Source organism: Pseudoalteromonas sp. c7(2019), from assembly GCF_011378625.1.
Taxonomy (GTDB): Bacteria; Pseudomonadota; Gammaproteobacteria; order Enterobacterales; family Alteromonadaceae; genus Pseudoalteromonas; species Pseudoalteromonas arctica.
This window is the reverse complement of sequence record NZ_WTKS01000005.1, coordinates 224244-247427: the sequence shown is the minus strand read 5'-3', so window position 1 is coordinate 247427 and position 23184 is coordinate 224244. Positions and strand designations below refer to the sequence as shown.

12 protein-coding genes are annotated in these 23184 nt (G+C 39.4%); 11 read left to right on the top strand and 1 reads right to left on the bottom strand.

The window, feature by feature from the left end; all coding sequences use genetic code 11:
- Window positions 1-59 precede the first annotated feature (59 nt).
- From GQR38_RS08135 to GQR38_RS08085, 11 genes are all read left to right on the top strand, one after another.
- Complete coding sequence (locus tag GQR38_RS08135; protein ID WP_165721419.1) at window positions 60-2318, top strand: polysaccharide lyase 6 family protein; 2259 nt, start codon at window positions 60-62, stop codon at window positions 2316-2318.
- A 5-nt stretch (window positions 2319-2323) separates the two neighbouring features.
- Window positions 2324-4534, top strand: a complete 2211-nt coding sequence (locus GQR38_RS08130; RefSeq protein WP_165721420.1) for a heparinase II/III family protein — start codon at window positions 2324-2326, stop codon at window positions 4532-4534.
- A gap of 5 nt (window positions 4535-4539) precedes the next feature.
- Window positions 4540-4884, top strand: coding sequence for a cupin domain-containing protein (locus GQR38_RS08125; RefSeq protein ID WP_002962963.1), 345 nt, complete (start codon window positions 4540-4542; stop codon window positions 4882-4884).
- A 2-nt stretch (window positions 4885-4886) separates the two neighbouring features.
- Window positions 4887-6194, top strand: coding sequence for an MFS transporter (locus GQR38_RS08120; RefSeq protein WP_024592292.1), 1308 nt, complete (start codon window positions 4887-4889; stop codon window positions 6192-6194).
- Window positions 6195-6268: 74 nt separating this feature from the next.
- A complete protein-coding gene (locus tag GQR38_RS08115) occupies window positions 6269-7201 on the top strand; it encodes a sugar kinase (RefSeq protein WP_101163380.1) in 933 nt (310 codons plus the stop codon).
- A gap of 428 nt (window positions 7202-7629) precedes the next feature.
- Window positions 7630-8247, top strand: coding sequence for a bifunctional 4-hydroxy-2-oxoglutarate aldolase/2-dehydro-3-deoxy-phosphogluconate aldolase (gene eda, locus GQR38_RS08110; RefSeq protein ID WP_007585331.1), 618 nt, complete (start codon window positions 7630-7632; stop codon window positions 8245-8247).
- A 14-nt stretch (window positions 8248-8261) separates the two neighbouring features.
- The gene (gene fbaA / locus GQR38_RS08105; RefSeq protein WP_024591529.1) at window positions 8262-9344 is read left to right on the top strand and encodes a class II fructose-bisphosphate aldolase; all 1083 of its coding nucleotides are present in this window, start codon (window positions 8262-8264) and stop codon (window positions 9342-9344) included.
- The gene (locus GQR38_RS08100; protein ID WP_010555334.1) at window positions 9341-10303 is read left to right on the top strand and encodes a class 1 fructose-bisphosphatase; all 963 of its coding nucleotides are present in this window, start codon (window positions 9341-9343) and stop codon (window positions 10301-10303) included. The genes fbaA and GQR38_RS08100 overlap by 4 nt, the downstream gene beginning before the upstream one ends.
- 462 nt (window positions 10304-10765) lie before the next feature.
- Window positions 10766-13498, top strand: coding sequence for a poly(beta-D-mannuronate) lyase (locus tag GQR38_RS08095; protein WP_165721421.1), 2733 nt, complete (start codon window positions 10766-10768; stop codon window positions 13496-13498).
- Between the two features lie 325 nt (window positions 13499-13823).
- A complete protein-coding gene (locus tag GQR38_RS08090; RefSeq protein ID WP_165721422.1) occupies window positions 13824-16856 on the top strand; it encodes a TonB-dependent receptor in 3033 nt (1010 codons plus the stop codon).
- A 526-nt stretch (window positions 16857-17382) separates the two neighbouring features.
- Window positions 17383-20346, top strand: a complete 2964-nt coding sequence (locus GQR38_RS08085; RefSeq protein WP_024591526.1) for a TonB-dependent receptor — start codon at window positions 17383-17385, stop codon at window positions 20344-20346.
- A gap of 372 nt (window positions 20347-20718) precedes the next feature.
- Here GQR38_RS08085 and GQR38_RS08080 read toward each other — a convergent pair whose 3' ends face one another.
- Window positions 20719-22629 carry an aminotransferase class V-fold PLP-dependent enzyme gene (locus GQR38_RS08080; RefSeq protein WP_165721423.1) on the bottom strand — a complete coding sequence of 637 codons (1911 nt, stop codon included), beginning with the start codon at window positions 22627-22629 and terminating at the stop codon, window positions 20719-20721.
- Window positions 22630-23184 lie beyond the last annotated feature (555 nt).

The following is a 23184-nucleotide window of genomic DNA, read 5'->3' as shown; positions in this document are numbered from 1 at the left end:
TCAGCTTTTTTAAATTCTGATGAAGCACTACTTTCAGTCACAACGAAAAAGAGTTAACTATGCGTTTGATTAACACAATAAAGCTTAGTCTAGTTCTCATCGGTTGCATATCCACACAAATAGCGGCCAAAGATTATTTTGTAGAAAGTAAACAAGCTTTTAATGATATCGCAGCTAATCTAGTTGCTGGCGACAAAGTAGTACTTAAAAATGGTACTTGGTCTGACTTCGAAATCCTACTTGAAGGCCAAGGTACAAAAAACTCTCCTATTTTATTGACCGCTGAAACTAACGGTAAAGTAATTTTATCGGGTCAATCGAACCTAAGACTTGCAGGTAAATACCTTGAAGCCTCAGGTTTAGTATTTAAAGACGGCTACACACCGAGCTCAGCTGTAATAGAGTTTCGTAAAAATAAAAATGAATTAGCCTACAATTCACGAGTTACTCAAACAGTAATCGATAATTACAGTAATCCAGACAAACGAGAGTCTGATTATTGGGTTGCATTATATGGACAACATAACCGCTTTGATCATAGTCATTTAGTTGGCAAACGAAATAAAGGTGTGACAGTTGCTGTTCGTTTAAACACTCAAGCAAGTCAGGAAAACTATCACCGCATAGACAACAACTATTTTGGCTACCGTCCAACTTTTGGTTCGAACGGTGGTGAAACCCTACGTATTGGCACCAGCCATTACTCATTAACTGATTCGCATACATTGGTAGAAAATAACTATTTTGAACGCACCAATGGTGAAGTAGAAATTGTGTCGGTTAAGTCAGGTAAAAACATCCTTCGTAATAACGTATTTTATGAAGCGCGCGGTACATTAACGCTGCGCCATGGTAACGGTAACCTTATAGAAGAAAATATTTTTATTGGTAATGGTGTTGACCACACAGGTGGTATTCGCGTTATCAATAAAGACCAAATTGTAAGAAATAACTACCTACAAGGTCTAACAGGGTATCGTTTTGGCAGTGGTTTTACTGTGATGAACGGCGTACCAAATTCATCTATAAATCGTTATCACCAAGTTGAAAATGCGACAATTGAAAACAACACATTTATAAATGTGCGTCATATTCAACTTGCCGCTGGTAGCGATGCTGAGCGTAGCGCTGCACCTAAAGATAGCGTAATGAAAAACAACTTAATCATAAATCAAGATGGTGAACAGCCATTTACAACATTTGATGATGTAAGCGGGCTGGTACTAAGTAACAACATTGCTGATACAAAAGTACTTTCTGAGCTAACGTACGGTGTAAAAAAAGAAAAAATCACGCTTAAAAAAGCAAGTAATGGTCTACTTTACCCAACATCTAAAAGTTTAAATGTAGGTGCAAAGCGCGATTTAAAAGTACTTAAAAAAGAAGATACCGGTGTTAGCTGGTATGCAAAAGTACCTGCTTTAGTTGATTTTGATTCTGGTAAGACACATTCTGTTAAAGCTGATGTAAGTGCATTACTAGACGCTATTGATAATGCAGAGTCGGGTGATGTTCTAGAACTAGCGCCTGGCCAGTATGATGTTTCTAAACTGGTTAAAATTGATAAAACGTTGACAATTAAAGCGAAGCAGAGCACAAAGTCTAAACTTACTTTTCAACGCTCTACCTTGTTTGAAATACATGATGGCGGCAGCTTAAAACTAGATGGTTTATCAATTTCAGGTGAAAACGCGCCAGATGCAATAGGTAACAGCATTGTTCGTACGCAAAAATGGGGTATGGTTGATAATTACCGCTTTGTAATGACCAACTCAGAGTTAAATGCTTTAGATATTAATCATTCATTCCATTTCTTTATCACTGGTAAAGGTGCAATGGCTGACGAAATTATTATTACAGGTAATACCTTTAATACAGTAACAGGTGACATTTTACGTCTAAATACTGAAATTGAAGACTTAGGTGTTTATAACGCGGAATACGTTATTGTAAATAATAATACATTTAATGATGTGCAAGGTGGTGTACTTAAGCTTTACCGTGGTGGTACTGATGAAAGTACATTTGGCCCTCATTTTGAAATGACAAATAACACGCTTAATAACGTCGGCCTTGGTAAGCGTAACAAAGAGCAAGCGAGCATTTATGTTCACGGTGTTCAGGTTACTAATATCAAAGATAATAAATTTGTTAAATCTGCTCCTATTGTTGTAGAGCACACAGTAGGCGAGCCTAAAACTGAAATCTCAGGTAATACATTTGATGTAACTAAAGCACCAAGTGTTAAAGAACTAAGAGTTAAAGGCCCACATACAGCAGTATTAAAAAATAACAACATTTTAAATAAGGCAGGGTAAATACTATGTACTTATTAAAATGCCAAACAGGTTTTAAAATAGCGGCTGTAGCAGCACTTACATTACTTACATCATTGGGTGCGCATGCAGCGCACCCAAACTTAGTAATTACTACTGATGACGTAAGTCATATGCGTCAAGCAATAGGCAGCGAAGGTAAATTTTCTACTGCGTTTGAGCTATTAAAAGCGCAAGTAGACGAACAAATAGCTCAACCAATTGCGGTACCTGTACCAAAAGATGGTGGTGGTGGTTATACACATGAACGCCACAAAAAAAATTATCAGCTTATGTATAACGCAGGCATCATTTATCAACTAAGCCAAGATGAGAAATATGCAAATTACGTGCGTGATATGTTGCTTGAGTATGCAAAATTATACCCAACGCTTGGTCTGCATCCAAAACGTAAAATGGACTCGCAAAATCCAGGTAAGTTTTTTTGGCAAAGCCTAAATGAAGCAATGTGGCTTGTGTACACAATACAAGCTTATGATCTAATTCATGACTCGTTAAATGCCGATAACATTAAAACAATCGAGGATGACTTACTACGTCCTGTTTCGTTGTTCACATCAGTAGGCCAACCCTCTACATTTAATAAAGTACATAACCATGGAACATGGGCAACAGCGGGTGTTGGCATGGCAGGGTATGTATTAGGTGAACCTGAGTGGGTAGAAAAATCATTATACGATTTAGAAAAGTCGGGTAAAGGTGGCTTTATTAAGCAGCTAGAGATGCTGTTTTCACCACAAGGTTACTATAACGAAGGTCCTTACTATCAACGCTTTGCACTATTACCCTTTGTAACGTTTGCTAAAGCGATTGAAAACAACGAACCACAACGAAAAATCTTTGAATATCGCGATGGCATATTATTAAAAGCGATTGATACGACGATTCAACTTAGCTACAACGGTTTGTTTTTCCCAATTAACGATGCAATAAAAAGTAAAGGTATCGATACCATTGAGTTAGTTAATGGTGTAACGGCAGCATATGGCTTAACCAACGATGCGGGTTATTTAGATATTGCTAAGCAACAAGACCAAATAATTCTCTCTGGTGATGGACTAAAAGTAGCTCAAGCACTTGATAACAACATGGCAAAACCTTATTCGTTTAAATCTGTTGCCTTCGGCGATGGTAATGACGGTAAACAAGGTGCTCTAGTTGTAATGAGAACGCAGGTAGGTGGCGATCAAGCTCTACTATTTAAACCTGCTGCACAAGGCTTAGGTCACGGTCATTTTGATAAACTAACATGGCAGTTTTACGACCACGGTAATGAAATTGTATCTGATTATGGCGCAGCACGTTTTTTAAATGTAGAAGCTAAATACGGCGGTCGTTATTTACCTGAAAACGAAACTTACGCTAAACACACTGTTGCGCACAATACGGTAGTGGTTGACGAAACAACGCATTTTAATGCAAATGTTGAAGTAGGAAATAGTAATTACCCTACACTTAACTTTTTCGAAACGAATGAATACGGCACAGTTTCAAGCGGCGAAATAAGCACAGCTTATAAAGGCGTTGATCTTGAGCGTACGCTTGCACTTATTAACTTACCTGAACTACAAAGCACAGTTGCACTTGATATATTTGATGTTGCAGCAAATAAAGCACATCAGCTTGATTTGCCTTTGCATTATAAAGGTCAGCTTATAGATACCAGCTTTGAGCTAAAAGCGAATGCAACACAACTGTCTGCATTAGGTACTAAAAATGGCTACCAGCATCTATGGCTTAAAGCTCAAGCGCAACCTCAAAGTGGTTTAGCTAAAGTAACGTGGTTAAACGAAAATGGTCGCTTTTATACGCAAACGAGTTTGGTTAAAGGTGATGAGTCTTTCTTGTTTACTCAAATAGGCGCAAACGACCCTGATTTTAACTTACGCAACGAAAACGGTTTTATTCGTCGTGTTGAGGGTCAAAAGCATCATAAATTTATATCTGTATTAGAGCCTCACGGTGAATACAATCCAAGTAAAGAATATACGTTAGAAGCTGTTAGTAGAGTTACAAAGCTTGAATATAGTCAGCAGGGCGATTTAACACTTGTTGAACTTGATATTAAAGGCAAGTCATATTTAGTGGCTATTAATAAAGCACCAACCTCAGCTAAAAATACATTCAATTATCAAAATAAAGAGTTCACTTTAAATGGCCGATTAGGCGTTTATATGATGAACAATAATCAGGAGTAAATAGGATGCAAAAGCAAAGCGCAAACTTTTCATTTGGCAACGAGACCGAAATTGAAGATTTAGGAAATGGTCTAAAACGTCAAATGCTAGGTTATAACGAAGAGCTAATGGCTGTTAAAATTTGGTTTGAGAAAGGGGCTATTGGTTATAACCATGCTCACAGACATTCTCAAGTAACGTATGTTGTTGAAGGTGAGTTCCACTTTAACATTGATGGCGTCACTAAAATCTTAAAACCGGGTGATAGCTGCTTAATCCCACCATTTGCTGATCATGGAGCTACCTGCCCAACAGGCGGAATCCTGATTGATACTTTTAGCCCAGCGCGTGAAGACTTTCTTGAGGATTAATTATGCAACTTAAAGGCTTACGTTGGTGGGTTATAGCGCTAATTGCGCTAGCTACCATTATTAACTATATCGACCGTCAAGCACTTAGTGTGCTTTGGCCGGACATTGTTGAAGATTTATTTCCTGATGAATCAGCGCTAGAACGCAAACAAATATACGCTAATATTTCAATTGTGTTTGTATTTGCTTATGCATTTGGTCAAGCCATATTTGGTAAAATATTTGACTGGGTAGGCACACGCTTCGGTTTTGTTTTATCGATAGGTGTTTGGTCTATTGCAACCGTTGCACATGCATTTGCACAAGGTGTACTTAGCCTTAGTATTTTTCGCGCAATCTTAGGTGTAGCAGAAGCCGGTAACTGGCCGGGCGCAGCTAAAGGTAATGCTGAATGGTTTCCTACTAAAGAGCGCGCCTTAGCACAGGGTATTTTTAACTCTGGCGCTGCTATTGGCGGTATTATTGCTATTCCTTTAATTGCTTATTTAACTATCTACTTTAGCTGGCAAATGGTGTTTGTTTTTGTGGGCGTATTAGGTTTTCTTTGGTTAGTGCCTTGGTTAATTTTAGTTAAAGCGCCGCCTAGCTCTCATCCTTGGCTTACTGCACAAGAGCGTGAATATATCTTAACAGGTCAAAGACGTGTTGATGATAATGGCGATGTAACAGGTGAAGACGAAGAAGAATATAACCCTTCAACTGCTGAGTTACTTTCTCGTAAGCAAAGCTGGGGTGTAATTATTGCCTCTGCTGCGATTGACCCTATTTGGTGGTTATTTGTTTTTTGGATACCTATTTACTTAAACGAAGTATACGGCATGGATGTTAAGTCTATTGGTATATATGGTTGGGTACCTTATGTTGGCGCTATGTTTGGTGCTTGGTTTGGTGGCTTATTAGCTCAAAACCGACTCAAAGCCGGTTGGAATACAGATAAAACACGTAAGCTAACTATAACGCTGGGCTGTTTAATTATGTTACCTGCGTTACTTGCAATGGCAAATCCAGGCGGACCAACGACAGCGGTACTAATTATGGCTGTTATATTATTTGGTTTTCAAACTGCAATTGGTAACGTGCAAACACTACCAAGTGATTTGTTAGGCAAAAAAGCTGTAGGTACATTATCAGGTTTCTCTGGTATGGCGGCAAAACTTGGTGCTGTAGGCCTTACATCGCTTGTGCCTATTCTTACTGCTGATGGTAATTATACGCCAGCATTTGTTATTGGTGCTTCTTTAGCCATTATAGCAATGGCAGCTGTTTGGATTTTAATTCCAAAAATAGAACCTCTTAAAAAGCCTCAATAATCTAGATAATAACTGCTATGCCAACATGTTTTGTATAAGCGCATAGCAGTTAACTACATAGGGTAACTTCCAAGATGAAAAATATTTACTTTATCGGTGAATGCATGGTCGAGCTTAGAGCTATGAGCGCAGCCACACTACACCAATCATTTGCAGGCGATGTTTATAATTCTGCAGTGTATTTAAAACGTTGCTTCCCGCAGGTTACTACTTCGGTTGTTACGGCTTTAGGTCAAGATAATTTAAGTAAAAAAATGCTAGAACGCTTTGAAAGTGAACAAATAAATACACAACTCGTATTTGCTCACGATACCAAAGTACCTGGCATGTATTACATAGAAACCGATGAGCATGGTGAGCGTAGCTTTATTTATTGGCGTAATGATTCTGCAGCTAAAAAGGTTGTTGATTTTTTAGATGCTGATGCACTCGAGCAGCTTAGCCAAGGTGATATGTTTTTCTTTTCAGGAATTTCATTAGCAATAATTGAAGAAAGTGCACGTGAGCATTTTTGGAAAGTTGTAGAGCAGCTCAAAGATGCTGGGGTTAAAATAGTTTTTGATCCTAACTACAGAGCGCGTTTGTGGAATAGTGTAGAGGAAACTAAAGAGCAATATCATTTAGCCTTTACGCTTGCAGATATTACCCTACCTGGCGTTGAAGATTTAACAACACTTTATGACGTTCATAGCGTAGAAGCGGTTGTTGAATATTTAAAACCTTACCAAATTGAAGAAATTGTTGTTAAAAATGGCCCTGAATCGGTAGTGACAAAAGAGGGCAATATTCTTCAAAGCCACACTATAATACCGGTAACAAATGTTGTAGATACGACATCCGCAGGCGATGCTTTTAACGGTGTTTACTTAGGTGCTCGTTTATCTGATAAACCAATTTCGAGTGCTGTACAACTTGCTGCAAAAGCCGCCGGTGCGGTTATACAACAGCCAGGCGCTATTGCTCCAAAAGATATATTTCAGCTAGCAATGGTTGAAGCTGGTACCTGATACCAATTTTATTAAAAACATGATCACCTTAGCGTATTAAATAACTCACTAACTACGTTAAAAATTATTTATATAGAACAACTATGTATCATAATTTTAGCCTTGTTATTGAGCTATTTTCTTGTCGCTATAATAGCTCATTAATTTAATGCAATTGGTATAACAAAATAATTAACCTGAACTCTGGTTAAGAGATTTACTAACATATTGAATCATGGTGATATTTAAAATTATTTTCTCTAGCTAGAGATTTTCAGTGAAAACAAGGCGAATTTACGCGTCAATAGCGGGCCTATTGCAAGTAAATTCAACGCAGTTAGCGCTGAAAATAGCTGCTTGAGATAGATTTATTATCTAGAGTTCAGGTTAATCAAACATTAAAGGCCGCCATACCTCGGCCGCATTACTTTTTATAAAGGAACAACGTTATGACTCGCTTTTCTGAACTTATGTCAGGACAAACACTGCTACCTATAATTCAAGCTGATACGCCAGAGCAAGGTGTTCAAATAGCGAAAGCTATGGCTAACGCTGGCCTTACTTTAGTTGAAGTAGTACTAAGAACAGAGGCTTCTTTAGAAGCATTAAAAGCTATTAAGGCACAAGTGCCAGAGCTAAAAGTCGGTGCGGGTACAGTCATAAATACTGACATTTTAGAGCAAGCACTTGAAGCGGGTTCTGACTTTATTGTAACGCCAGCGGTTTCTCCTGCGCTACTTACTGCTCTTGCTAAATGTAATGTGCCGGTACTTCCTGGTGTATCAAACACAGGTGATATTTTAATGGCACTTGAATATGGCTTTGAAGAGCAAAAATTATTCCCGGCTTCGCTTGCCGGAGGAGCACCTTTTGTATCAGCTGTGTCGTCAGTATTTAGAGCAGTCAGCTTTTGCCCTACAGGCGGCGTTAGCGAAAGTAACAAAATGGACTATCTTTCTTTAAATAATGTATTCGCCGTTGGCGGTACTTGGATAGCGAAAAAAGAGTGGGTTGAACAAGAAAATTGGCAAGCAATTACTGATTCTTGTATCCAGGCTTTAAAATAGAAAGGATTTCATAAATGAATTATTTAGCCCCAACAATACTGCCAGGCGTAATCGTTGGCGATGAAGTAAGTGCTGTGTATGAACATGCGCGTACTAATCAATATGCGTTGCCAGCGGTAAATGTTGTTAGTACAACATCTATAAATGCGACGCTAGAAGCTGCTAAAAAGAAAAACTCGCCCGTTATTATTCAGCTTTCTAATGGTGGAGCTCAATTTTTTTGTGGTAAAAGCTTATCTTTACCGGAGCAACAATCAGCAGTGCTTGGGGCGGTAAGTGCTGCAAGATATGTACATTCAGTGGCAGCACATTATGAAGTAGCAGTGATGCTTCATACTGATCACGCAGCTAAAAAGCTACTACCTTGGATTGATGGTTTGCTTGATGAAGGTGAAAGACACTTTGAACTGACTGGCAAACCACTGTTTAGCTCGCATATGATTGATTTGTCAGAAGAGCCTTTAGAAGAAAATATCGAAATTTGTGAACGTTACTTAACGCGTATGGCAAAAATAGGTATGACGCTTGAAATTGAGCTTGGCTGCACGGGCGGCGAAGAAGACGGTGTTGATAACTCACACTTAGACAGCTCTTCTTTATACACTCAGCCTGAAGATGTTGCATTTGCTTACGAACGTTTAAGTCGTATTAGCCCTAACTTTATAATTGCAGCGTCTTTTGGCAATGTTCACGGTGTATATAAGCCGGGTAACGTTGTTCTTACACCAACTATTTTAAAAGATTCACAAGCTTACGTATCAGAAAAATTTAATCTACCAAGCAACTCAATTAACTTTGTGTTTCATGGTGGTAGTGGTTCTGAGTACGATAAAATTGCAGAGTCTTTAACCTATGGTGTAGTTAAAATGAATATTGATACCGATACGCAGTGGGCGTGTTGGACAGGTATTTTAGACTACTACAAAGGTAACCAAGCATACCTACAAGAGCAAATTGGTAACCCTGATGGGGATGATAAGCCAAACAAAAAATATTATGACCCTCGCGTATGGTTGCGTCATTCAGAGCAAAGTATGGTTGCAAGACTAGAGCAATGCTTTGACGATCTAAATTGTGTAAATAGGTATAGCGCATGAAAAGACTAAATACAGTATTAAAAGAAGACGGTGTAGATACCGATCTTATTTTACTTATTCGCACAATTTTAGCGACCAGTAAAGAAATTGCTTTTCGAGTAAGCCAAGGTGAATTAGCCGGTGTTTTAGGTTCAACATTGAATGAAAACATCCAAGGTGAAGTTCAGAAAAAGCTAGATGTAATCGCAAACCAACTACTTAAAGACATCCTACTTGACGACAGCAGCGTACGATCAGTTGCATCAGAGGAAGAAGATCATGCGGTAGGTGGCCACCCTGAAGGTAAGTTTATTGTTGCTTTTGACCCACTAGATGGCTCTTCTAATATTGATGTTAATGGGCAAATAGGCACTATATTTACTATTTACTTAGCCCGTGATGATGTTGCCTTCGACAGCGACGAGCAATTTAGTCAGCCTGGTGTAAATCAAGTATGTGCAGGCTATGTGTTATACGGCCCTTCATCATTACTTGTAATGAGTACTGGCGGTCCAACGCGTTGTTATACATTAGACTCAACGCATGGCGGTTATCTACTGACAAATAAGCAGTTAAGTGTGCCAGAGCAGAGTCGTGAATTTGCCGTTAATATGGCTAACTACCGTTATTGGGACGAACCGACACAAGTGTATTTTGATAAATTGCTTTACACCTGTGAAAGCTTTGAAAAAAGCTCAATGCGTTGGAATGCAGCGATGGTAGGCGACGTTCATCGTATATTATGCCGAGGCGGGTTATTTTTGTATCCGCAAGATAAACGCAGTGGTAACGATAACGGAAAAATAAGACTGCTTTATGAAGCAAACCCGTTGGCACTTTTAGTTGAAAACGCAGGTGGTAAAGCAACCTCTAGAGGAACGCGTATTTTAGATATTGCGCCAACTAGCTTGCATCAACGTGTGCCTGTTGCTTTGGGCTCAAATGAGCCTGTAGAGTTTTATAATAACGCTATTTTATAAACCAGTACTTAATAAAAAAGGGGCAAAAAATAGCCCCTTTCTTTACCCTTATTTTTCATTCTCTCTGTAAATAATCCTTTTTATACAAACTCACTTCATTTCTTAATTTTTTTATAGTCTTCAAATAAGAATACTTCATATATATTAAATAAATCTGATTTACTTAACCCCATGTAAAACCAATTTTTTACTCTAAGGTTATGTATTTTCGCAGTAATTGTGCACGATTGAATTCAATTTTTGACCTGGGATAACAGTGCAGGGTTAACTTTATGTTTATTTATTGTTATTTAATTAGGTGGGTATAGTGGAAAAAGTTATTTTATTATGGTTATATTACCAAGTTGGTTAACAATTTATTTGCAATTTAAATGAATTTGGTAATAAACGCATGATTTATTTGGTAACACACACAATAGATAACCAAATATTAAAACCATAAATTTGGAGAATAGAGCCACCATGAAATTAAAACATTTTGCGCTATGCGCTATTACAGCTGCAATAGTTGGTTGTGACACAAACTCAAACAACAATGACAACAACTTGGGCTCTATTGCTCTTAGTGGAACTGTTACAAGCGGACAAACATTAACAGCTGAAGTTAGTGACCCTGATGGTATCTCAGGTGACGTGACTTACTATTGGTATGCAGATGGTGAGGCAATTACAGGTGCAAATAGCGCTTCGTTTACACTGACTGACGATCAGATAGGGTTACCAATTACAGTTCAAGGGCTTTATACCGATGATGGCGGTATCAATGAATCGCATATTACAGCTCCAACCGCAGATGTTGCCGCAATCGCATTCCCTGCAAGTTTAACTATTACGGGCGACGCTCTAGTTGGTTCGCAACTAACAGCCAATGTAGCTGACGAAAATGGCTTTGATGGCGATACAGTAACTTATAAATGGTTTGCTGATGACATAGAGATTGCAGATGAAGCACTTTTAACGCTCACGTTAACAGACGCACAGTTTGGTACAGTTATAACAGTTAGTGCATCTTTTGAAGATAGCCGTGGGTTTAACGAGTCTGTGACTTCAACGGGTACAGAGGTTGTAGCACGAACAAACTCAGAAGGCGAAGTTACAATTAGTGGCACGCCAACCGTTGGTAATATATTAACAGCAGAAATTAATGATACCGACGGGGCAACAGGAGATATTACTTACCAATGGCTTGCTGACGCACAAGAGATAGATGGCGCAACACAAAGCACCTTTACAGTTGATGCATCACTTTTAGGTCAAAAGATAAGTGTTCAAGTTGCTTACACAGATGATAATGGATTTATCGAGGATAATACATCAGAGGAAACAATTGCTGTTTCTGCTGTTGCGGTTGACGAAGCCGGTAGTGTCGCCATTATGGGCGTAGCGCCTTATTTGACAAGTGGCGAGTTAACAGCAGAGATAACTGATAACAACGGTGTTGAAGAGGCAAACGTTACTTATACTTGGTCTGCTGATGGCGTTGAAGTAGCCGACAGTAATAGTAAAACATTTACACCTTCTGCTTACGCTGGCTCAATAATGTCGGTAAAAGCTACGTATACAGATAACGATGGTTTTGCGAGTGAGGTTACAAACTCACTTGATACATTGGTTTACACTCAATTAGTTAGTAACCCTGAAGCACTCCTTGGTGCTATAAGTGGCGGTTTAGCTGACGGTGATGTTATTGGCTTAAACACGGGTGTTTATGCTGATATGGACGCAATTTTATTAACCAGTGCAGTAACGCTTCGCGCTGTAGAAGGTCAAACTCCTGTACTTAGCGGTGAAGTATGTGTGCATGTAGCTGCTGGAGTAGATGGCGCTGGATTAACAGGGCTTACCTTTAAGAATATAGATACTAAAGCGGGTGCATTTTGTGAAGCCGAAGAAGGTGCTGTTATTTATTCAGAAGGCGATAACTTTACTTTTTCGCAAAACACGATGGATGGAGAAGAAGCTACACTCAATAACTCTGAATACCATTGGCTGATGATAAAAGGTCAAAGCGCGTTGGTTGAGCGAAATACATTCTCTAATCGAAATGTAGCAGAAAAAGGGTCTGTGATAAAAATATCATCATCAAGCTCTGATCACGTTATTCAATATAATTTATTTAGCGACAGTGATAATCCAAACTTTGGTCAATCAAGTTTATATTTGATCAATGCGGGTAGCACAACGGGTAGCGGTGCAGCTGATAACGCAAACTTTACTATTCAGTATAACCGCGTAGAAAACTTTGTAACAGGTCGTCGTTTAATGCGTGTACAAACTTCTGGTGCAACCATCAAAGGCAATACAATCGTAAATCCTAATGGTGGTATTTCATTAGAAGATGGTGGATTTAATAGTGTTACAGACAACATTATTATTCGTACCACAGATATTGAAAGCTCAAGCGATAGACCTGCAGGCGTGATGATTACGCCACTTGGTCACACCGTGAGTAACAACTACATTGCAGGTATTCGTTCTGGTAATAAAGAAGCGGGCGGTATTGTATTTACGGCAAATCCATTTTCGCAAGCTGACGGCGGTGTGCCAAACTCGGGTAACCAAGCTGTACTTGATGCGGCTGGCGACTTTACACTAAATGTAACAAATAATACGGTTTTGAACTCACAGCAACCTATTGTATTTAGTACAGAAATAGGCCCTAAAGCACCAACAAGTGATTGTGATGAGTTAACCACAGCGAATGCGCCGGTATTATACGGCCTAACCAAAAATGCGTTTGTTATCAACTTTAATGGAAATTTAATTGCAAACGGTTTAGGTGATCAAACAGACGAAGATACAATAAACAGCAGTGCTACAACTCAAGGGCTATTTTACCCAAATACACTTGATAGTGACCATGCTTTTGAATATGACTGTGACTTAATTAATCATGATAGTTCGGTGCTAAGTAACAACTTTGGTTATATGGATAGTCGAGTATCAGGCGATGCAAGCGGTGACTGGGTTGAAATTAGAAAGCTAAACGGTAATGGCGCATTCGATACTGATGGTGCAATTGACCAAGACCCAGCAACTAATGGTAAAGAAGTACTTGAGTACGTTACAGCAACAAGTACGTTATTAGAAACTGACCCTGCAGGCCTTCAGGCAGAGGCGGGTGCTAAAGGGCTTCATTATATTCAATCATCTGAAGTCGGTGTTGGATCTACATGGAAAATACAAAACGATTAAATAACCAATTAATCAGTTAACTTTTAAAAGCCCCAAATTTGGGGCTTTTTTATTATTTATTAATAATCACCACACTTTTCTCAACCTACATTACCCATTTATCGACTAGTTTAGAGCGGTTTATATTCTAGTAAAAAACCTGCCTGACCTACTGGTAATGCCGTTAAGTTAAAATTGGTATACCTTATGGTAATATTAAAACGTCAAATTGGTTGATCATATGACTGCGTTTGAGTATATTAACGTCAAAGGTCACATAAAATATACATCAGCATAACAAGCTAACACACTAAAATCACACAACAACAACCAGCGGAGAATTCAAATGTCGTTGAAGTCACGAGATAACAATAATTCTACAACAGGGCAGTTTGCAATGCGCCCAGTTGCAAAATGGGTAAGAACAGCGGTCATCGCAGGTATGGCAAGTTCTTGCGTGTTTACAGCAAGCGCACAGGAAGATCAGGGAAAAGCGACAGAAGTTGAAGAAGACGTTGAAATAATTAGTGTTACAGGTACACGTAGAACGATTCAAGACCAAATAGCAATTAAACGTGAAGCAACAACGGTAGTTGATGGCCTGTCATCTGAAGATATTGGTGATTTACCAGCACTGTCTATCGGTGAAGCACTGGAATCAATTACAGGTGCTGCATCTCACCGTGAAAACGGTGGTGCAACAGAAATCACTATTCGTGGTCTTGGTCCATTTTTAAGTGCAACGCATATCAATGGTCGTGAAGCGACTAATGGTAGTGGTGACCGCTCAGTTAACTTTTCGCAGTTTCCGTCAGAACTTGTAAAAAAAGTAGCAATTTATAAAACGCAAGATGCGTCAATGATTGAAGGTGGTGTTGCAGGTGTTATTGCACTTGAAACTATAACTCCACTTGATTTTGGCAAGCAACGTGTATCAGCTGAAGTTAAATTAAACTACAACCCTGATGAAGGTAATGTAGATAACTCACTTCAAAGTGACGCGGGTTACCGTGGCACGTTTAGTTATGTTGACCAGTTTGAATTTGATAACGGCCAAGCCGTTGGTGTGTCTTTTGGCGTACAGCGCCAAGATATCAGCCAACCAGAAGCTGAATACAGAAGCTCTAGCCCATCAGGTTCTTCATTATGGGCGTGTTTAAACGATCCTAATAATACCAATGAAGGTTTTTATCGTAGCAGCGCAGGCGACTGTGAAGACCAAGTTAGTGGCAGTAGCAACCAAGGTTACGATACAGAAATTGATCCTGAAACAGGTAAAGCAGTAAGTGATGGTACTCCTTACGCTTGGACTGGCAGTAGCCGTAGTTACCGCCAAAACGAGACATCAGATGAACGTGATGCAATGTTTTTTGCACTGCAATACCAACCGTCAGCTGATTGGGATGTTAACTTTGACGCACAAATATCAGATAGAACACAACAAGAAGCACGCCACGATTTAATCTTTTTACAAAAACGTGCAACACCAGGCGTAACAGGTCCAACACTTGTTACTAATGATGTAGGCGGTATTTTGCACTGGGAAGGTGAAGAGCGCATTGAATCAGCGGGTGAGCAATTTTCTCGTGAAGAAAACTACCAAGGTTACGGCATAAATATAGAACATACAGTTACCGATAGATTAACTGTTGACTTAGATTTAGCGTATTCAAAAACTGAACGTGAAGAACTTCAAATATCTAACCGTGGTAGAACATCAGGTCGTAATTTCTTTTCTTGGGATATGGGCGATGAGATCCCTCATTTCACACTGACAGACTTTGACGTAACAGATATTTCAAACTTTACAGATAGCCTAAGAACACGACTTGACCGTGAAAATGTTCGTGAAAACGAAGTTATCTCAGCGCGACTAGATTTTGACTATACCTTAGATGGTAACGTTTTCACCAGTGTACAAGGTGGTATTAGAACATCTGAAATGACCTTCCTACAGTATGGTGGTAGCCAAGGTAACGGTTCAAGAAACGAATTTACACTAGACTCTGGTACTGAAGCGCTTGACGTATTACAAGGTTGTCAAATCGATTTCCCAGAATCAGGCTTTTTATCGAGTGTATCTGATGGCGATATCGTAACAAATGTTGATAGTGACGGTAACGTTGTAGATAGCGGTACAGGTTCATCATGGGCTACATACGACAACGTATGTTTCTCACAAGCTGTAGCTGGTTCTAACGCTGATGGTGTGTTTGCTTACCCAGAAGTTGAATATGAAAATGCAGGTACAATTGATGTAACAGAAAAAACAACATCAGTGTACTTAATGGCGAATTACGATACTGAAATGTTTGGTAAATTCATTCGCGGTAACTTTGGTCTTCGTATTGTAGACACAGAAGTAACTTCGATTGGCTTTAGAAATAGCTTTGACGTAGTAACAAGCGACACAGGTGTACTTTCTCTGGTTGAATCTGATAATGGTTCATTGGATAAAATAAAAAGCGGTGGTGACTACACGAAGTATTTACCAAGTTTTAACCTAGTTATTGACTACAGTGAAGATATTTTATTCCGTGCAGGTATATACCGTGGTATGTCACGCGCAGATCCATCTGATTTAGGTTACAGCCGTACATTCCAAGAAGATACAGAAGGTACAGCAACTTCAATCAGCGATTTATTAGTGGGTGTAAATGGCTCTGGTAACCCGGACACTCAACCGCTTATGTCGTGGAACTACGATGCTGCGTTTGAATGGTACCCTAACGAAGATTCAATCTTAGCGTTAAGCTTATACTACAAACAGTTCAACGGTGGTTTTCAACAACAAACAGTAATTGAAGATTTTACTGTTGCCGGTGAAACTGTTTCATTACCAATTACTAACTCTGTTACATCAGATGAAGACAGTGAAATATTAGGTCTTGAAGCTTCATTTTCTTACCGCTGGGATAATGGCATCGGTATGAAATTTGGTTACAACTATGCAGACACTGATTTTGAGTTCCAAGATAGCTTATACGGCGATACGTTTGAGACTGACGTAGATGGTAATACTACACAGTTAACTGACGGTATTATTGAGTCGGCTTCAGTACCTGGTTTCTCAAAGCATGTATTTAGCAGTCAGCTGTACTACCAAATTGGTGGATTTGATACTGCTGTTATTTACAAATATCGTAGTGAGTATTTCCAACCATATACTACAAATGGTACTCGACTTCGTTATGTTGATGGCGTAGGCGTATGGGAAATGCGCGCATCATACAAAATTGATGAGCACTTTAGAGTTAAAGCAGAAGCAATTAACTTGTTCAGTGCACCTAAATCACAAGACTTCTTTGTTGAAGGTAACTTAGGTGAAGTGAATGACTACGGCCCACGTTTATTCTTAGGTTTAAGCTACAAACTGTAATAATAGTTAAACATTAAATCACATCAAAAAGGCGGTTTTACCGCCTTTTTTGATCCTCAAATTCTTCAATTTTATATTTTCGATAACATCAACAAACAGTACTTAAAAAAAACTCACTCCTAAATTACGCTACTTGACTAAAAACAATTAAATTGGTTAACCAATAATACTGTTTATTCAGCACGCCCAACATCATCGGTTTCTCCTGCCTAAATTATTTCATTTTTAAAACGATAACTATTCTAACCTTTGTTATTGACAGCCCTATTTCTAATAGAATTTAAAAACCATAAATAACATCAACTTAAAATGTAAGTTTTGCTTTTAACTTGAAATTTAGTTAGTTTTTTCTATTTTGGTAATAACATATTGCATAATATTTGATCTAAATTCATTACCAAAAGGTTGACCTTTGTAGGTGTGGGTGTAAATATAAAGTTAAGAATTTGTAATAGTTAAGGGCTTTTAATAAAAACAATAAAGTAGCTGGTTAAACATAGCATTTCACACACACAGGAAAAAAACTATGAGTCACAAGTTATCTAAAATTACACTGGCAGTTATATCGGCAACCGCACTTGGTATGTCTTTGTCTACACAGGCGCAAGAAGCTCCAAAAAAAGCTGCAGACGATCTTGAGGTTATCGAGGTTTCAGGTATTCGACAATCGCTTACAAATGCACTTGCACAAAAGCGTTCAGCAGATAGCCTTGTTGAAATTATCGAGGCTGTAGATATTGGTAAGCTACCAGATCAAAACCTCGCAGAAGTACTTGAAAACGTAACAGGGATTCAAATTACTCGTGAAGCAGGGGTAGGTACGGGTGTTCAAATTCGTGGTACCAATGCTAATCGTACAGAAGTGAACGGCGTATCAACAGTTGGCTCAGGGTCTGGACGAAGTGGCATTAGTTTTGAGGATGTATCAGCTGCAATCATCTCTGGTGTAGAAGTAATTAAGTCACCAGAAGCAAAAACAATCGAAGGCTCTGTGGGCGCAACAATAAACCTTAAAACAATTCGCCCGTTACAGTTAAATGAAACTCTAGGCTCAATTAGAGTCCAAGGTGAAGATAGTAGCTTATCAACAGATGGCGTGACTCCTAGGGTATCGGGTGCTTGGGGTGATAACTGGGAGCTTGATTCGGGCGGTAAGTTTGGTGTTGTATTTAGTGGTAGTTACAGTGAGCAAGACGTAACCGCATTTCGTCCTCGCGCAGATAGAGATAATTCGGTAGCCGCTGATAGTGGTGCTGCAAGTGCACAATCGTTTGATTTTCTACCAGTACAATTTTTAATTCAAGATTACGATAATTACGAATACGAGACAAAAAACTTCGCAGGTACATTTGAATATGCACCAAACGATAATATGAAATTCTTTTTTGATGCAGTTGTTAATGATCAAGAGCGCCGCCAAGAAAGCTCAAGAGTACAAGCATCTGGCCTAAGTGATCTTAGAAATGTATCAATACCGAGTGAATTTGAAACAGTTAATTTTGGTTCACTGGACGGACAAAACCTAGGCAGCATACAAGCGGCCGTAAGAGGCGTAATTCCGGTTGAAGACGGTGGTGGCGATCCTAACTTGCGTTTTTCTAGCGATACTAATTCACGCATCACAAAGAGCAAAATATTTAGAATAGGGGGCGAATGGCAAGGCGATAGATTATTTGCAAGTGTTGAAGCCTCAACCTCTCGTTCTGATTCAACTACACCAAGCTTTAATACAACGCTTAATTTTATAAATCCAAATGTTGCTACTAATTCGTCAAATGAAAACGGTACTCCTTTTGAGTATGATCTTACAGGTGATGCACTTACGTTTGGGATTGCAACGGGAGAGGCAAACGCGCCAACAATGGCTCAATTACTCGACCCTGCAAATGTTGTTCTACGTGACGTAAACCAAGGGCAAGATGAGTCAGAAAATACAGAAGATGCGTTTCGTACAGATTTTACATATTACTTAGATGATGTAATAACGTCAGTCGATTTTGGTTACCGCTACAGTAAAACGAGTAGTGTGTCGGATCAAGTTCGCTCTAACGTTGGTTTAAGAAATATGGCTGATAGCCCAACGGGTGATTTATTTGCACAATTATTAACAGCGGGCCCAGATAACTTTAACGATGGTGATGGGCGAGCACTCTATATTCGTGATTTCTTACTTATAAACCCAGAGCTTGCATCCTCTGATCCACAAGCCGTATTAGCAGCGCTTAACCAAGCGATTGAAGCTAATAATGCAATAACGGGTTCTGATCGTGGACCAATAAGTTCACCAACGTCTCAAGTAAATGCATTTTTTGATATTGAAGAAGAAACACATGCCTTATATGCACAAGCAAATTTTGAGTACGGCATGTTTCGCGGTAACTTTGGCCTACGTTATTTAGAGACTGAAGTTACATCGCTAGGTAACTCTGTTACTCAAGATGGAAGTGGCAACGAACTGGTTACTCAGCTAACGTCAAAAGGTGATTACGATTTCTTTTTACCTCGATTCAATTTAGCCGCGAATGTAAGTGAAGATGTGATTGTTCGTTTAGGTTGGTCAAAAGATATTAGACGCCCAGATTTTGATGACCTATCTACATCTGTTACGTTTGGCACAAGCCCTAATAGTGCCGTTTCAATTGGTAATTCAGGCTTAGCGCCAGAAGAAGTAACCTCTTTCGATATATCCACAGATTGGTATTTTGCACCCGCTGCTTTGTTAAGTGTGGGGTACTTTCATAAAACACGTAGCGATTTGCACGTTACACAGCAAGTTGACCCATTTGAAGACCCAAGCACAGGCTTTCGCGATACAAATGGTCCAGAGTGTGAAGGCGGCGGCATATTTAATCCAATTGCAGACATAAACGTGTTTGGCCCAGATGCTGGCGTAGGGTTATGTGTACCAACACAAACTACTATTAATGACTCTGGTGAAACAACACAGCAAGGTATTGAGCTTGCAGCTCAATACGACTTATCAAGTTTTGAAAAAGAGCTAGGTTGGGCATCAGGTTTTGGTGTGGTTGCTAACTATACCTATCAAGAATTTTCTGGTGGTGAATCATTTGACACTGCAACGAGTCGTGCAAATGCTGTTTTTGCATTAACAACCGGTAACCCGGATGCAGACATAAGTGCTAAGCAATCACTCATTGATCTGTCAGAAAACGCATATAACATCACATTCTACTATGAAAAATACGGTCTATCTGCTCGAGCGCGTTACACGTGGCGCGAAGGGTACCGTTCAACTGACTTTGGTAGCACCTCGAGCTTCCCATGGGGTTTCCCTGTTGTACAAGAAGACAGAGGGCAGCTTAATGCCAGCATAAGTTATGATGTGAACGATCAGCTAAATATCGGTATTGAAGCCGTTAACTTAACTGAATCAGAAGTTAGCCAGTCTTGTGTTAACGAAGGTGCTTTACTTTGTTTCCAAGGTATTACAGACCGCCGTATTACATTTGGCGCTAGCTATAGATTTTAAAAGTTATAGTTAAATCGAGTCTATAAGTGTGTGTATTTAAAGACGCTAAAAGCAAGCCATCTGGCTTGCTTTTTTTTACTTAAAATTAGTTAACATTTATAAAAATGATTTATTCCACTTTGTATTTTACTTCTCAATACTGTTACTGCGGCAATGTCTTGCGGCACTGCCACCAGTAATTATACCAACCTGCATAAATCTTTGATCAATTTAACGAATTAAATTGCACTATAACGTCGTTAAAAATTTTTTATTTAGAACAACTAGATACAAAAATTTTTGCCTAGTTCTAGCGTAATTTTCTTAACGTTAAATAGACCCCGTATATAAGCAGATTGGTATTATTATCGAGATAGTATTAAACCAATACCTTTATTTTTTAACCTTACCCTTAAGAACATAAATTTCACCATCGAAACTGCCTTGTATCGTCAGTCCTTGGCTTGCCAACTCTTGTAAATATTCGATATGGTCATCAGTGATATGCTGGCCCGGTACTAAAAGTGGGATACCTGGTGGATATGGAGTAACTAAACCTGCACAAATGCGGTTGTTGCTTTTACTGATAGGCACAGATTCGCGGTCGCCATAAAAAGCATCGCTTGGAATACACGCCAAGTCTATGGCAGGTAAATTTTCAGGTAAGCGGGCTCTGCGCGTCGATTTCGATAGTTTTACCTTACCGCTGTCTAGCTTTTTCAACGCATTGTACAAACGAATTATTTTTGAGCGAGTGCCGCCAAGCGTAAGTAAAACCAAAATGGTGCTGTGTGTGTATTTTTCTATCTCTAGCCCAATTTCATCCAGTAGATATTTATGAATATCTTTTAATGAGTAAGGTAGCTCACTAATATCAATAAGGATTTTTAATGGGTCGTGGCCCATATTATCACCACTAAAATGCGGGAATATTTCCATAAAGTCTTGCTTAGCTAGTACTTTAATTTGCTTAAGCGAGGCCATCTGTTGTTTAAACTCTTCAACATGATTTAGCAGCGCATTGAGCAGCTTATAGCCTTCCATCTCTAATTGCTTTTGGCACACGTCAAGCGATGCAATAAGCTGATATTTAGGCGATGTGCTGGCGTAGATACTATAAATCTCTCGAAAGAAATCGGCATCAAAATCGGGGTCGTTAATATGAATATAAGACGCTTGAGAAAACGCCGATACTACTTTATGCGCCGAATGCGTAATGTAGTCAGCCCCAGCATGTATTGCAGAATAATGACGAAAGCTAGGATGAAACAAAGAGTATGCAAACCAGGCTTCATCTATAAACACCTTAATACCATATTGATGAGCATAATCTACGACTTGTTTCAGGTCGCTAAGTAGGCCATCGTAAGTACACCCGGTAAGCACTAGTAATTTAGCATCAGTATTGTTTTCAATTGCTAATTTGATGTCGGCCAACGACGGTGGCGCGAAAATGCCATATTTTGGATTTAAGATACTCGCCAAATAAATGGGGTAACTAGCTGATTGCAAGATGCCATAGTGTACGGACTTATGGCAATTACGGTCGACAATTACTTTATCTCCCTTGCGCAGGAGTGTCTGCAAGATGATTTTATTTGAGGTAGATGAACCATTTGTAACAAAGTAGGTGTGTTTAACCTCAAACGTCGCCGCGGCTGATTCTTGAGCGCGACCAATGGTATTGGTGCTGTCTGACAATGAGCCTAACGAGTCTACCGAAACCGACAGGTCGCCAACAAATACATTGCGGCCATAAAACTGATAAAAATCTTTGATATAAGGTGAGTTTCTAAAGCTAGAACCCCCGCTATGGCCCGGTGTATGCCAAGAGTCGTTTGCTTCACCGACGTAACGGCGATACGCCGTCCAAAATGGCGTTTCCGAACGGTCGTCAAAATCGTTGATCATATAACCTAAAATAGCTTCTGGGTCAGAAATTACTTCATCTTTAAAAAAGAAGGATTCGATTTCTTCTGATTCGTTTACGATCTCCAGCCCTTTAGTGTCGTCGCCAATAACATAAACCGGCAGCTCAAGACGAATTGCCTTTAACTCTTCAATAAAGCGGCTATACATCCGCTCACCCACCTTGTTGTGCATATCCCAGCTTAGAACTACGGCTTGAATATCACCATCTTCCTCTACATGTTCCAACGCGCGTTTAAGCTCGAGGCATTCAATAATATCGATATGAATATCGTCTCGCTCAAAGTTAGGAATGGTCTTTGACAGATTCGTTGAAAGCCCTTGTAAAGTGGCTGGGTCTTGCTCAATTATCAAGATACGAAGTAGAGGTAGCATAGAGGGTTTCACAATAAAATTTTATAATGCTCACTAGCATAACCAAAGGAGTGAGACTTGTGAAATTAATACTTTGATAATATTCTAATAATTGTACAATTTCACTAACATGCCCTCACGTATAAAAATGTTTTATCTAGATGGATTGATAGGTGCGGTTTTATGTCGCACTTTTGGGGTTTTGGGGTTTGTGCTTTATTGCGCGAGGTAAACTCGCGACTACAGGGTTGGCGTTGTATTTGTAGGCGTGGCTTTCTACCGCGCTTTTTGGATTTTGGGGCTTGTGCTTTATTGCGCGAGGTAAACTCGCGACTACAGGGTTGGCGTTGTATTTGTAGGCGTGGCTTTCTACCGCGCTTTTGGGATTTTGGGCTTGTGCTTTATTGCGCGAGGTAAACTCGCGACTACAGGGTTGGCGTTGTATTTGTAGGCGCGGCTTTATGCCGCGCTTTTGTGGTTTATGCTTTATTGCGCGAGGTAAACTCGCATCTACAGGGGGGTATTATATTTGTAGGCGTGGCTTTCTGCCGCGCTTTTGGGATTTTGAGGCTTGTG